Source organism: Paenibacillus sp. NPDC058177, assembly GCF_042883835.1.
GTDB classification, from domain to species: Bacteria; Bacillota; Bacilli; order Paenibacillales; family Paenibacillaceae; genus Paenibacillus_AQ; species Paenibacillus_AQ agri.
The window spans coordinates 377,262-390,864 of sequence record NZ_JBHVVB010000002.1 but is presented as its reverse complement, the minus strand read 5'-3'; the positions used below and the strand labels follow the sequence as shown (position 1 = coordinate 390,864).

General features: G+C 50.0%; 13 protein-coding genes. All 13 read left to right on the top strand.

Annotated elements, in window-relative coordinates:
* The first annotated feature begins 62 nt into the window (after positions 1–62).
* Positions 63–974 (top strand): Rpn family recombination-promoting nuclease/putative transposase, encoded by a 912-nt coding sequence (locus ACFVU8_RS11855; protein WP_387427529.1) that lies wholly within the window; start codon positions 63–65, stop codon positions 972–974.
* Positions 975–1,232: 258 nt separating this feature from the next.
* Entirely contained in the window at positions 1,233–2,183 is a 951-nt protein-coding gene (gene spoIIGA / locus ACFVU8_RS11850; protein ID WP_387427527.1) for a sigma-E processing peptidase SpoIIGA, read from the top strand.
* A gap of 82 nt (positions 2,184–2,265) precedes the next feature.
* Entirely contained in the window at positions 2,266–2,985 is a 720-nt protein-coding gene (gene sigE / locus ACFVU8_RS11845) for an RNA polymerase sporulation sigma factor SigE (RefSeq protein ID WP_066364125.1), read from the top strand.
* A 78-nt stretch (positions 2,986–3,063) separates the two neighbouring features.
* Complete coding sequence (sigG, locus tag ACFVU8_RS11840) at positions 3,064–3,846, top strand: RNA polymerase sporulation sigma factor SigG (protein ID WP_066364124.1); 783 nt, start codon at positions 3,064–3,066, stop codon at positions 3,844–3,846.
* A gap of 278 nt (positions 3,847–4,124) precedes the next feature.
* A complete protein-coding gene (locus ACFVU8_RS11835) occupies positions 4,125–4,469 on the top strand; it encodes a YlmC/YmxH family sporulation protein (RefSeq protein WP_175372889.1) in 345 nt (114 codons plus the stop codon).
* 134 nt (positions 4,470–4,603) lie between these two features.
* Positions 4,604–5,455: a peptidoglycan editing factor PgeF gene (gene pgeF / locus ACFVU8_RS11830; RefSeq protein WP_387427525.1), complete on the top strand. Its 852-nt coding sequence runs from the start codon at positions 4,604–4,606 to the stop codon at positions 5,453–5,455.
* A gap of 3 nt (positions 5,456–5,458) precedes the next feature.
* Complete coding sequence (locus tag ACFVU8_RS11825) at positions 5,459–6,154, top strand: YggS family pyridoxal phosphate-dependent enzyme (RefSeq protein WP_387427523.1); 696 nt, start codon at positions 5,459–5,461, stop codon at positions 6,152–6,154.
* Positions 6,155–6,157: 3 nt separating this feature from the next.
* The gene (locus tag ACFVU8_RS11820) at positions 6,158–6,607 is read left to right on the top strand and encodes a cell division protein SepF (RefSeq protein ID WP_066364116.1); all 450 of its coding nucleotides are present in this window, start codon (positions 6,158–6,160) and stop codon (positions 6,605–6,607) included.
* Positions 6,608–6,614: 7 nt separating this feature from the next.
* Entirely contained in the window at positions 6,615–6,884 is a 270-nt protein-coding gene (locus ACFVU8_RS11815) for a YggT family protein (protein ID WP_139084608.1), read from the top strand.
* A gap of 6 nt (positions 6,885–6,890) precedes the next feature.
* Positions 6,891–7,673 (top strand): YlmH family RNA-binding protein, encoded by a 783-nt coding sequence (locus ACFVU8_RS11810; protein WP_387428010.1) that lies wholly within the window; start codon positions 6,891–6,893, stop codon positions 7,671–7,673.
* Between the two features lie 222 nt (positions 7,674–7,895).
* Entirely contained in the window at positions 7,896–8,381 is a 486-nt protein-coding gene (locus ACFVU8_RS11805) for a DivIVA domain-containing protein (RefSeq protein ID WP_066364112.1), read from the top strand.
* Between the two features lie 1,147 nt (positions 8,382–9,528).
* Positions 9,529–12,621 (top strand): isoleucine--tRNA ligase, encoded by a 3,093-nt coding sequence (gene ileS / locus ACFVU8_RS11800; protein ID WP_379465781.1) that lies wholly within the window; start codon positions 9,529–9,531, stop codon positions 12,619–12,621.
* 322 nt (positions 12,622–12,943) lie between these two features.
* Positions 12,944–13,246 carry a DUF5665 domain-containing protein gene (locus tag ACFVU8_RS11795; protein WP_379465943.1) on the top strand — a complete coding sequence of 101 codons (303 nt, stop codon included), beginning with the start codon at positions 12,944–12,946 and terminating at the stop codon, positions 13,244–13,246.
* The last annotated feature ends 357 nt before the right edge of the window (positions 13,247–13,603 follow it).

Below are 13,603 nucleotides of genomic sequence, written 5' to 3'. Positions count from 1 at the left end.
TATGGGCAATGCGGTGTTTTTTTATTGTGCCTGCTGTTATAATAACAATAACGGGAGATGACATGATGGAACTGCTCGATCCCCGGGTGGATTTTGTATTTAAACGGATTTTTGCCAGTGACAACAATAAAGATGTGTTATTGGCCTTTCTTAACAGGATTTTCGCCGAGGCGGGAGAACCTGCCCTGGATGAAGTGGTACTGCTGAATCCATATACGGATAAGGATGATCCGCTGGACAAGCAATCTATCTTCGATATATGGGCCAAGACAGTAGATGGCAGAATGATTGATATTGAGATGCAGCTGTTTAACAAATATGATATTGAAAAACGAACGCTTTATTACTGGAGCAAACGGTATTCCGGACAGCTTCAGGAAAGCGGCAAATATAGAGATCTTAAAAAGTGTGTGACGATCAACATTTTGAATTATAGCTTGTTGCCTGGCGAGCAGTATCATAGTGTTTTTCATTTGCGTGAGGATCATTGCGGCATAGCGCTCACCCAGGATATAGAGATACACTTTCTGGAGCTGCCGAACCTGAAATTGTCCTCACCTCCCGAGCAAGAAGGTTTAGTGAACTGGCTGTTATTTCTCAAAGGTATAGACCAATCTCACTGGGAGGTGCTGAGCATGAATGAACCGGTCATGAAGAAGGCCATGGATACATTGCAGTTTTTAAGTCAGGATTCGGAGGCCCGCCGAATTTATGAAGCCCGCCAAAAATATTTGCATGATGAAGCTTCTCTTCGTGATGCAGCTGAGAATGGCTGGGAAAGAGGTTTGCAAAAGGGCATGCAAGAAGGTTTGAAAGAAGGTTTGAAAGAAGGTTTGAAAGAAGGTTTACATGAAGGACAACTAAAGGCTAAGCTGGAAATCGCCAAGAAACTGTTGGCAATGGGGTTGAACCAGGCAGAAATTCGCGAAGCTACCGGACTGAGTGACGAGGAGATTGAATCTAGTAACCCTTAACATTTAAAGTATTACAAATGCTGCGTAAGCAGACGCTTATGATTTAATATAATAATTAGCTTAGGGCCAGCCGGAAACGGCTGGTCTTTTTACGCTGCAATGGCGGTAGCTGTTCTATAACTCGACAAAAAAACCGCAAGAATGCCTCCCAAGTTTAGACAGACTTTGAATACGAGACTTTCTATACTAATCATATCGTCCAAAAAAGAGAGCCTGCTCTATTGTCCGTTTCGGGAATAGATTGCAGTCTGTAGGCAGGTGAATGTCCTGGTAGTTTATATTGACTTGATATTCGCCGCCAATTTGCTGATTGACGGAGTGCTGCTCTGGCTGACGGGCTGGCTGGTCAAGCTCAAAGTATCTTGGTGGAGGCTTGTACTATCTGCTGTGGTTGGAGCACTGTATGTGGTTATGATGTTTGTACCGGAGCTGACCTTCCTCTATACCTTCCTTATCAAGTTCGGATTGTCAGTGATTATGCTGTGGATTGCCTTTGGGTTCGGGAGCCTTCAGCGCTATCTGCGGACGATGGGCGCTTTTTATATCATCAATTTTGCGGCGGCAGGAGGAATTGTTGGCATTCACTATCTATTGCAGAGCTCAGGTGATATCTGGAATGGCATCATGTTCACGGCGGCAGGCGGGCATGCCTACAGGCTAAAAATCGGCATTTGGTTCGTTATTGCACTTCTGCCTTTGGTGCTGCTCTGCTTCAAGGCGGTACACACTTCTAGGATGAAGCGAGAACAGCTAGAGTCTTATATCGGCGAGGTGACTGTGGAGATTGATGGTGTAACCGTTACCTGCCTTGGCCTGCTGGATACAGGCAACAGACTAAGTGATCCGTTGACTCGTATTCCAGTCATGGTCATGGAGTCGTCGCTCTGGGAGAAGCAGCTTCCAGCATCCTGGAAGGGGAGGCTGACACAGAGTAGTGCGGACCAACTTTTACTGGAGACGGACGGGCAGTCCTTTGCTTGGCAAGACAGAATTCGGCTTGTTCCTTACCGGGGAGTAAACCGAAGTGCATCGTTTATGCTCGCCCTGAAGCCTGACCTTGTGACCATAAGGCTGGATGCAGACACCTTTTGCTGTAAGCGGGTGCTAATCGGGCTGGATGGCGGGACACTTTCGGGAGACGGAGCGTACCGGGCTGTGATACATCCCGATCTGGTTGTGCGGGAAAGCGCCGAGGCGGTGCCTTCCTAATATGGGCATACGACTGACAGACATGTACGTTTCTCAAGGCCATTCTTTTACGAGCCAGGCACATCTTGAAGGAGGAACAAGAATGATCAAATGGAAGATTTCGCTGCAGCTACAATATTACCGCATGCTTTTTCTGCTGGGACTGAAAAGCCAGGAAATTTATTATATCGGCGGGAGTGAAGCTCTGCCACCCCCGTTAACACGCGAGGAGGAAGAGTTTCTGCTGCAGCGGCTGTCTAGTGGTGATGCGGCTGTACGTGCGATGCTGATTGAGCGCAACCTGCGGCTTGTCGTCTACATTGCCCGCAAATTCGAGAATACTGGGATCAACATTGAGGATCTCGTCTCTATCGGTGCGATCGGACTGATTAAGGCGGTTAACACCTTTGACCCGGAGAAAAAGATCAAACTTGCAACCTACGCTTCGCGTTGTATTGAGAATGAGATTCTGATGTATCTGCGGCGCAACAGCAAAACACGCAGCGAGGTCTCCTTCGATGAGCCGTTGAATATTGATTGGGACGGTAATGAACTCCTGCTGTCCGATGTACTGGGAACCGAGAATGATACGATTTACCGGAACATTGAAGAACAGGTGGACCGCAAGCTGTTGCAGAAGGCGCTGGAGAAGCTGAGTGAGCGGGAGCGGCTGATTATGGAGCTGAGATTTGGGCTGCGCGGCGGTGAGGAGAAGACACAAAAAGATGTGGCTGATCTGCTGGGCATCTCCCAATCCTACATCTCACGTCTGGAAAAAAGAATTATCAAGCGACTGCGTAAGGAGTTCAACAAGATGGTCTGAGGTGAGATCATCAAGGAATAAAATGCCGGACCGGGGAGATAATGTACAGTAATGTTTCTCCTTGGGAGGTTAATCATCATGACCCGTAATAAAGTCGAGATTTGCGGTGTGGACACATCCAAATTGCCCGTTCTAACGAACGTTGAAATGCGTGAATTGTTCACTTCGCTGCAGCAACAGGGGGAGCGATCCGCCAGAGAGAAATTGGTTAACGGCAACCTGAGGTTGGTCCTGAGTGTAATTCAGCGGTTCAACAACCGGGGGGAATTCGTGGACGACCTGTTCCAGGTGGGGTGCATCGGGCTTATGAAAGCCATCGACAATTTTGACTTATCGCAAAATGTTAAGTTCTCCACATATGCGGTTCCCATGATCATCGGCGAGATTCGCAGATATCTGCGCGATAACAATCCGATTCGTGTCTCCAGATCGCTGCGGGATATCGCCTATAAGGCGCTGCAGGTTCGCGACAGTCTGACCAACCAGAACTCGCGGGAACCGACGATTTTCGAAATTTCGCAAGCCCTTGGCGTACCTAAAGAGGATGTTGTCTTTGCCCTAGATGCCATTCAGGATCCAGTGTCCTTGTTCGAGCCGATCTATCATGACGGCGGGGATCCGATTTATGTCATGGACCAGATCAGTGATGATAAGAATAAGGATGTCTCATGGATTGAGGAAATTGCCTTGCGGGAAGCTATGCGGAAGTTAGGTGGCCGGGAGAAGCGAATTCTATCCATGCGCTTTTTCGAAGGGAAGACTCAGATGGAAGTCGCTGATGAAATCGGCATTTCACAGGCCCAGGTCTCACGTCTGGAGAAATCCGCAATTCAGCAAATGCAGAAGCATGTTAAATCGTAATTATTAGCTTCACTAAAAATGGGATGTCCCTTCAGCCGAATTCAAGGCTTGGGGACATCCCATTTTCTATGTGCATTTCTAATCTAGAACTATCCTATGAACGCACAGGCAGCCTCGACTTGCAGTATTCCATGAAATGCTCCATCTCACCGACAAAGCTGCATAGTGCTTCCAAATTATATTTGTCCGAGGGAGGGAGAATGGGGACGAAATAGACATGTTGCCAAGCTTAGGGATCATATATTGGACTATAGGTCTGATAGTACAGGGGTGATGAAATGAATCAGGAAACTATAGGAGCGGGCAAAAAAATGAAGATCTCTGATTTTCAGACTAAGGATGTCATCAATATCGTAGACGGTAAGCGACTGGGACAGATCAGTGACTTGGAGCTGGATCTCCGGCGGGGTGTTATTGATGCTATTGTGGTTCCCGGGTATACCCGTTTCATGGGATTGTTCGGCGGTGGTGCAGACCTGATCATTCCCTGGAGGAATATTGTGAAGATTGGATCGGATGTTGTCCTCGTGAAAATTGAAGAGAACCGGATGCCCCAGGCTGAGGAAGAACGGCAGACGATGTATTTGGAGCGGGGAGACCGGAGTGAACGGCGCATGTATTAATGATGCGTCTTTTTCTTTGGATCTTCTCTTACAATCTAGGTCAAAATGCCTGGATTTTCAGAATTTGCCCTGAATCAAAGGCATTTCTTTGTGGGGAGTTTTGCCCTGTGTTACACTAAGGCGGAGGTGAGGAAATGGAACCGTTTGTACGGAGCGGGAAGGCTCCTATGCTACTGCGGCTGGAACCGTGGGCTGAGGAGCATCCGGAAATAACTGCGGGATTTACTGGCAGAGAGGGTGGGACCGGTACGGCACCCTATGATAGTTTTAACTGTGCATTCCATGTCGGGGATGATCCCGACAATGTTATGAATAACCGGACAAAGTTGGTCGATAGTCTGGGATTTGCCCTGGAGGACTGGACCTGTGGTGAGCAAACGCATGGTGCTACAGTCGCTGTTGTTACAGAGAATGACCGTGGACGGGGTCGTCTGGATCGAGCCTCTGCTTTTCAGGCTACAGATGCAATGGTCACCAACATTCCTGGTGTACTGCTGACTTCATTCTATGCAGATTGTGTGCCGCTGTATTTCTATGATCCCATCAATTGTGCCGTAGGTCTTGCTCATGCAGGCTGGAAAGGGACTGTAGCGGAAATTGCTGCTGCCGCTGTTCAGGCTATGGAGCAAGCATATGGGAGTCGTCCGGAGGATATTCGTGCCGCCATCGGCCCTTCGATTGGTGATTGCTGTTATGAAGTCGACGATTATGTGATGGATCATATCCGGCGTCTGGAAGCAGAGTGTGGGGAGTCACCAGGGCAGGGTGAAGTGCTGTACAGTCCTTCTGCTGCAGATAGCAGTAAATGTATGCTGAACTTGAAAGAAATGAATCGACGCATTATGATAAAAGCAGGAATATTGCCGACTCATATCGAATGTACATCATGGTGTACAAGCTGTAATACAGATATTTTCTTTTCATACCGTGCGGAAAATGGGATTACAGGCAGAATGACGAGCTGGATCGGAATAAAGGAGAGTTGAAAGTTGGCTTTAACACTACAGGAGAGAATAGCCGAGGTAGAAGAGCGCATAGCACGTGCCTGCGCAACGAGCGGACGAGACCGTAAGGACGTCAAGGTAATCGCGGTTACAAAATACGTTTCCTTGGAAACGGTATCCGCTGTGCTGGAAGCAGGGCTGGAGCATATCGCCGAGAGCCGCTGGCAGAATGCTGAGCATAAGTGGTTGGCCTTGGGAGAGAAGGGGACCTGGCATTTCATCGGTCACTTGCAAACGAATAAGGTTAAGGATGTTATCGGTAAATTTCAATATATACACTCCCTGGACCGTATTTCGCTGGCCCGGGAGCTGCAGCGAAAGGCCGAGAGCATCGGACAGAAGGTCAATGTTTTTCTGCAGGTTAACATCTCGGGTGAGGATACGAAGTTTGGTTTGTCACCTGCAGATGTACCGGGATTTTTGCAGGAAATCGCTGATCTTGACCGCGTTAACGTGATCGGACTGATGACCATGGCACCTTATGAGATGGAGCCTGAACTGACTCGCCCTGTCTTCCGTGGACTTCGAGAATTGCGTGATGAGCTGAATCGGCAGGGACTGACACCGGAGCCGATTACGGAATTGTCGATGGGAATGTCAAATGATTTTGAAGTGGCGATAGAGGAAGGAGCTACCTGGGTTCGCTTGGGTACGGTGTTGGTAGGTCACAAGGAGGGATAGGTGATGGGTGTTATGAACCGTTTTATGAGTTTTTTTGGCTTGCAGGAGGAAGAGGAGATTGTGGAGCGGGAGCAGATTTCTTCACGTGAGGAAGATGAGTACGAGCCAACCCCTGTAGAAACCCGCAAGAATCAGCGGACCAACAACGTCGTCAGCATCCACTCACAGAAAAATGTCAAGGTTGTGCTGTATGAACCGCGTTCCTATGAGGAGGCGCAGGAAATTGCCGATCATCTCCGGGCACACCGGACCGTTGTAATTAACCTGCAGCGTGTGCGCAATGACCAGGCTATGCGAATTATTGATTTTCTAAGCGGAACTGTTTATGCCCTGGGTGGAGGAATATCCAAAATCGGGGGCAATATATTTATGTGCACTCCGGATACGGTTGAAATTCAAGGCTCCATCACCGAGATCCTTGGCGACGAACAAGACTATAACAGAATGAGGTGAACGGGCTTTGTACCAAGAAGTGAGCTCCATTATTGATATCCTGTTTAATATTTACTTCTACATGATTTTTATCTATATCCTGATGTCCTGGGTTCCTAGTGTCCGTGAGAATTTTATTGGGGAACTGCTGGCAAAGCTGGTTGAACCGTATTTGTCACCGTTCCGCAAGATTATTCCGCCACTTTTCGGAATGCTGGATATCTCGCCGATCGTTGCGTTGTTTGTACTCAGATGGGCGGTTTACGGCCTCAAATCTTTGCTGAGCTATGTTCTGTAACCTATGTTGAAGACAGAAATTTACGGGCATTTTCATCCCGACGAGCGGCAGTTTGTGGACAGGGCCTGGGACTGGGTGACGGCTGCTGGGGAATATCATGAGAGTAAACTGACTGATTTCCTCGATCCGCGCCAAGGTCATATTCTGCATAGTCTGGTGAACCGCCATCCTGATGTCATAGTCAGATTGGAAGGTGGCCATGAAGATGCAGAGCGGTGCAGAGCCCTCATTGCTCCAGATTACCGCGAGCTGGATGGCGAAGACATGGAAATGAAAGTGTTAGCGATTACCTCCGGGGAGCAGAAATTTCTGGCTCTGGAGCATGGGGATTATATGGGCGCCATTCTGGGCCTTGGAATCAAACGAAGCAAAATTGGTGATATTCATGTGCTTGCAGATGGTTGCCATGTCGTAGTAACGGCAGATATCGCCGATTATCTCACCATGAATCTGCATGGTGTGCATAAGGTTAATGTCAGCACTGAAATCTTACCGCTTTCCTCGCTGCGTAGCAGTGAGACCAAGCTTGAAATGATGGATTTGACTGTGGCCTCCCTGCGGCTTGACGGCATTGCTGCGGATGTGACCCGTCTTAGCCGGAGCAAAATTCTTGCGCCGATCAAAAGCGGACGGGTACGGGTGAACTGGAAGGTGGAGGAGGATCCGTCCACCGCACTCAAGGAAGGCGATGTGGTATCTCTGCAAGGCTTTGGCCGTTTCAAGGTGCTGGAAGTCGGCGGCTTGACGAAAAAAGGCCGATACCGGGTTCAGGTTGGCAAATTTGTGTGAATCCCTTTGCAGGAATCCCGCTTTCCTTGTCGAAAATGATTAACTCGTGGGAAACAAACGAATTTGAAGCTGGACGCCGATAGTGTAGAAGAGGCGGACCCTAGCCGGCAGTGAGTATGAAACAGCAACTTCTGCCTAATACTTGAGTTACAATCTTGCTTCTTTGTCTGCTGCACGGCTGCAGAGGCCAGGAAGGTCCGAAATTTCTAGGAGGTGCACAGCATGCCATTAACGCCGCTCGATATACATAACAAGGAGTTTTCCCGGCGGCTCCGCGGTTATGACGAAGATGAGGTCAACGAGTTTTTGGACCAGGTCATCAAGGATTACGAAAGCGTCATTCGTGAGAACAAGGAACTGCAAAATCAGCTCCTGGCCCTTCAGGAGCGTCTGGACCACTTTGTGAACATCGAGGAGACATTGTCCAAGACGATCATCATTGCTCAGGAAGCAGCTGATGAAGTGAAGAACAACTCCAAGAAGGAATCGCAGCTGATTATCAAGGAAGCGGAGAAAAACGCTGACCGTATCATTAACGAAGCTTTATCCAAATCCCGCAGAATTTCGATTGAGACTGAAGAGCTGCGTAAGCAGGCTTCTATTTACCGGACTCGTTTCCGGACGCTGCTTGAAGCCCAGCTGGAGCTGCTCTCCCAGGATGACTGGAATGCACTTGAGAGTCGTGAGGTTACCGAGAACGCATTTTAGGTGTGTTCTGTCCGGTTGACATTTAAGCTCAAAGAGGCTATAACTAGAACATATCTTCAACCATGATTATATGTAATTCGATGAAGGGCCAAGTACGACAAGAATCTGTTCCCCAGAGAGTCGGTGATTGCTGAAAGCCGATGTTCAGACCCTGCCGGAAAATCTCCCCTTAGAAGCGACGCTGAAGCGCATTCTCGCGTGTGTAAGCCGAGCCGTCTGCCGGACGTTATACCGGACCCGCGTCATAAAGTAACGGCGCGGAACTGAGATCGTGCCTGAATACTCTCCCTCTAAGGAGGTGCTCATGCACTGAATTAGGGTGGTATCGCGAGCGTCGTCTCGCCCCTTGTGGGGCGGGATGGCGCTCGTTTTTGCGTGGACGCATCCCCCTAAATCCCCCTTCTAAGGGGGACCCCAAGGGCCGCAGCCCTCTGGACACCCGCAAGTAAATCTCGACGGAAGAAGGTTGGCTAGCGGACAGGTGGTTTGTTCGGCGGGGGAGCGGCACTTCTTAGGCTCCCCTGGCGGGTTCGCCTGCGTGGCCTCCACAGCGTTAAAGAGCAAGGAGACTGCGCCGCTACGCCTGTCGCAGAGTCCCGAGCCCCGGGCTGCCTCCTTTGGAGGATCGCGGGCTCGGGTCAGAGCAAGGAGACTGCGATGCTACGCCTGTCGCAGAGTCCCCGAGCCTCAGGCTGCCTCCTTTGGAGGATCGCGGGCTCGGGTCAGTGTAAGGAGACTGCGACGCTACGCCTGCCGCAGAGTCCCGGAGCCTCAGGCTGCCTCCTTTGGAGGATCGCGGGCTCGGGTCAGAGCAAGGAGACTGCGACGCTACGCCTGCCGCAGAGTCCCCGAGCCTCAGGCTGCCTCCTTTGGAGGATCACGGGCTCGGGTCAGAGCAAGGAGACTGCGATGCTACGCCTGTCGTAGTCGAGGCCGCGTAGGCGAACCCGTAGGGAAGCCTAAGAAGGGCCGGTTCTCGCGCCAACGTATCAGTTACTATTCCACCACTGCCACTCCCACCTGGAGCTCTGCTTCCGGGTGTCCAGAGGGCGGCGCCCTCTGGGGCCCTCCCTTGGCGAAGGGAGGGTTTGGGAGGGATCGAAAAGATTGAAAAAGGTTGAAAAACCAAGAAAGGATTTGACCCTAAATGCAAAAAGTTGATGTCAGAGAAAAAGCGCGGGCTAGAGACGTCCGCATCTTGAAGAAATGGAGCGACGAAAATACGTTCCGCAGATCCATGGAGAACCGTGAAGGCCGCAAGAACTATGTGTTCTATGAAGGACCTCCTACAGCGAATGGTGCACCCCATATCGGGCACGTGCTGGGACGCGTAATCAAGGACTTTATCGGCCGTTACCAGACGATGAAGGGCTACCGCGTTGTTCGTAAAGCGGGCTGGGATACACACGGCCTGCCGGTTGAGCTGGGTGTTCAGAAGCAGCTCGGAATCTCCGGGAAACAAGAGATCGAGGAATACGGCATCGAGAAGTTCATCGAGAAATGTAAAGCGAGCGTCTTTGGATACGAGAAGCAATGGCGTGAATTTACGGAAGCGATCGGGTACTGGACGGATTTGGATAACCCGTACATCACCCTGAACAATACGTACATTGAGAGTGTTTGGAACATCTTGGCGACAGTGCATGAGAAGGGTCTTCTATACCGTGGGCACCGCGTTAGCCCGTACTGTCCGAGCTGCCAAACGACACTGAGCTCCCACGAAGTTGCACAAGGCTACAAGACGGTCAAAGACCTCAGTGCTACCGCCAAGTTCAAGCTGGATGACAGCGGAGAATATGTACTGGCTTGGACCACAACCCCTTGGACGCTGCCGGCGCATATGGCGTTGGCGATGAACCCGGACATGGATTACGTGCGGGTACAGCAAGAGGATGGAGTATACATCCTGGCGAAGAATCTGGTGGATGATGTGATGAAGGGTGAGCATACGATCCTTTCCACGCATAAAGGTTCCGAATTTATCGGCAAAACCTATGCGCCTCCATTCAGCTATATTCAGGCTGAGAAGCACAATGTCATTGTTGGCGCCTCTTTCGTTACAGATGCCAGCGGTACAGGGATTGTACACATGGCTCCGGCGCATGGTGAGGATGACTACAAGACTTGCCGCGAGAACGGCATCAGCTTTGTGAATGTGGTTGATGCTTCCGGTAAATATACAGATCTGATTGTTGATTTTGCCGGACGATTCGTGAAGGATTGCGATCTGGACATCGTGAAGACGTTGTCGGAGAAAGGTCTGCTCTACAGCAAGGAAAAATATGAGCACAGCTATCCGTTCTGCTGGCGCTGTGATACCCCGCTTCTGTACTATGCGACAGACAGCTGGTTCATCAGCACGACAGAGATCAAGGATCAACTCATTGCCAACAACAACGGTGTGAGCTGGTATCCTGAACACGTCCGTGATGGACGTTTTGGAAAATTCCTGGAGGAGCTGGTGGACTGGAATATCAGCCGTAACCGCTATTGGGGAACGCCGCTGAATGTATGGGTCTGCCAGGACACCGGCAAGGAGTTCGCGCCGCACAGCATCGCTGAGATGAGAGCGATGGCCGTGGACGAAGTACCAGAGGATATCGAGCTGCACAAGCCGTTCGTGGACAACATCAAGCTGCGCAGTCCGTTCAGCGAGGGTGGAGTGATGGTACGTACATCGGAAGTTATCGACGTTTGGTTTGATAGCGGATCGATGCCATTTGCGCAAAGCCACTATCCATTTGAAAATGCTGACGCGTTAGATGACCAATTCCCGGCAGATATGATCTGTGAAGGAATTGACCAGACTCGTGGCTGGTTCTACAGCCTGCTGGCAGTTTCCACGTTGTTCAAGGGCGTAGCGCCTTACAAAGCGGTTATTGCTACTGGTCATATTCTTGATGAAAATGGCCAAAAAATGTCCAAATCCAAGGGCAATGTCATTGACCCATGGGAAATCATGAACGAATACGGCACCGATGCTTTCCGTTGGGCGATCCTGTCCGACAGCGCACCATGGAACAATAAACGCTTCTCCCGTGGTCTGGTCGGTGAGACCAAATCCAAAATCGTGGATACACTGGTCAACACGCACGCGTTCCTGACCTTGTATGCTGGTATTGACGGTTATGATCCGGCGGATCATCCGTTCAAAGTATCCGAACACAAGCTGGATCGCTGGATTCTTTCTCGCATGAACAGCCTGATTCTGTTGGTAGATAAAGGGCTGGCTGTGAATGATTTTGTCAATACGTCAAAAGCGATTGAGAACTTCATCGACGAGCTCAGCAACTGGTACATCCGTCGTTCCCGTGACCGCTTCTGGGGCAGCGGCTTGGGCGAGGAAAAGCTGGATGCTTACCGTACGCTGACTCATGTACTGTTGACCACAGCACAGCTGATGGCGCCGTTCACACCAATGCTGTCTGAGGATATCTTCACAAACCTGGGTGGCGGCGAGAGCGTACACTTGGCGGATTATCCGGTAGCTGACGAAAGCCTGATCGACAAAGAGCTGGAGCAGGATATGGAAAGTGCTCGGGGCATCGTAGAGCTTGCACGTAACGTGCGTAACGAGACGGGCATTAAGAACCGCCAGCCGTTGTCCGAGCTGATTGTGTCGATTGATCGCAGCTTCCACGTGGCCGACTATGAAGAAATCATCAAGGATGAGATCAACATCAAGAACATTGTGGTGGAGACCAGCGATAGCGGGTTTGTTGATTTTACCTTGAAGATGAATCTGAAGGTTGCTGGTAAAAAATACGGCAAAAACATCGGCTTCCTGCAAGGCTTCCTGAAGAGCCTGGACAGTGAGGCTACACGCAAAGCCGTACAGGACGGCGTAATCGCCATCGTCTCTCCGGAAGGGGAAGAGCTGCAAATCACTGCCGATGAGCTGCTGGTGGAGAAGCAGGCTAAGCCTGGTTTCGCCTCTGCATCTGGCTATGGTATCACTGTAGCGCTGAATACCGAGATCACGCCTGAACTGGTGCAAGAAGGCTGGGTGCGGGAGATCGTACGAGCGGTGCAGGATTACCGCAAACGTCTGGATCTGCCGATCGATAAGCGCATTGCACTGACACTGGATCTTGACGACGAACTGAAGGCGGCGGTTACTGCATTTGAGCATGTGCTACGTGAGAACGTTCTGGTTACCACTGTTGAATTAGGTGGAGCACAATCCTTTGAGACCGTGGAAGCCGGAGGCAAATCTATCGGTATTCACATCGGTGCTTAAAAATGTATCACTTGTCCGTTAATGGCATATACTAGCGTCACAAGCATAGATGAACAGTCTTTGGGCCGTCCGTCTATGCATGAAATATAGTTCCTTATATTTCGGCGCAAAATAACGAGCCCGTGCTAAAGGAAAGATATTTCCTTTGCCGGGCTCGTCTGTTTTGAGATGCCAGGAACATGGGAAGGGACGGGTGACAGTGACGGAACGAAAGGAAGACAGCAAAGGTTCAGGGCCTAGAGGGAGAATCTCCATCAAGACCTCGGACAAGATAAAGGGGCACAAGGAAACTCCAGCCGGGGATCCTCGAAATCCTGAGGAAATTCCACCGGAGGAGAAGCTAAACCTCGTCTATCGGATGACCTTTGATCTGGCACAGCAGATGGAGAAGTCTCGGATTGCCGAGTATACACAGCTGCTGTACTCTCCTTGGCGCCTAATTTGGCTGAATGTGCTCTCAGGAACGTCACGTGGAGTTGGAATTGCAGTGGGCTTCACGTTTTTTGCGGCAACGATTATTTATGTCCTTCAAGTGCTCGGGGCGCTTAATCTGCCGATTATCGGGGATTATATTGCGGATATCGTGCGGATTGTACAACATCAACTGGAACTGAAGACTTTTTAAAAGCCGTGGCCTCTGCGTTGCTCCAACCGCTTGCTTTGATCGGCTTTCTAAAGCTGTTCCAATCCCTCTTCAACCGCTGCAGCGGAGTGTATTGCTTCTTTTCCGCATAGATAATCCGCAGTTTTCTCATGAGCAGTTGATAACGCCGGTCATCTTGATGACTGAACTGATGTACTTCTTTAAAGTAATTAGATTTCATTGTGCATACTCCTTCTGAGTTGGGTTCGTGATACACATAGACAGAAAAGAATTTATACAGGGCCAACAGATATATAGTTCAACAGAACTATTATACTAGGACATTCTGAACATTTTCTCAAAGTTTTCTTAAACAAAAAAAGAGGAGCCGGTATATAG

Bases quoted from the DNA above. Each gene is read 5' to 3' on its own strand.
- ileS (WP_379465781.1), top strand. From the start codon at position 9,529: ATGCAAAAAGTTGATGTCAGAGAAAAAGCGCGGGCTAGAGACGTCCGC.
- sigG (WP_066364124.1), top strand. From the start codon at position 3,064: ATGACCCGTAATAAAGTCGAGATTTGCGGTGTGGACACATCCAAATTG.
- ACFVU8_RS11855 (WP_387427529.1), top strand. From the start codon at position 63: ATGATGGAACTGCTCGATCCCCGGGTGGATTTTGTATTTAAACGGATT.
- pgeF (WP_387427525.1), top strand. From the start codon at position 4,604: ATGGAACCGTTTGTACGGAGCGGGAAGGCTCCTATGCTACTGCGGCTG.
- ACFVU8_RS11820 (WP_066364116.1), top strand. From the start codon at position 6,158: ATGGGTGTTATGAACCGTTTTATGAGTTTTTTTGGCTTGCAGGAGGAA.
- ACFVU8_RS11805 (WP_066364112.1), top strand. From the start codon at position 7,896: ATGCCATTAACGCCGCTCGATATACATAACAAGGAGTTTTCCCGGCGG.
- sigE (WP_066364125.1), top strand. From the start codon at position 2,266: ATGATCAAATGGAAGATTTCGCTGCAGCTACAATATTACCGCATGCTT.
- ACFVU8_RS11835 (WP_175372889.1), top strand. From the start codon at position 4,125: ATGAATCAGGAAACTATAGGAGCGGGCAAAAAAATGAAGATCTCTGAT.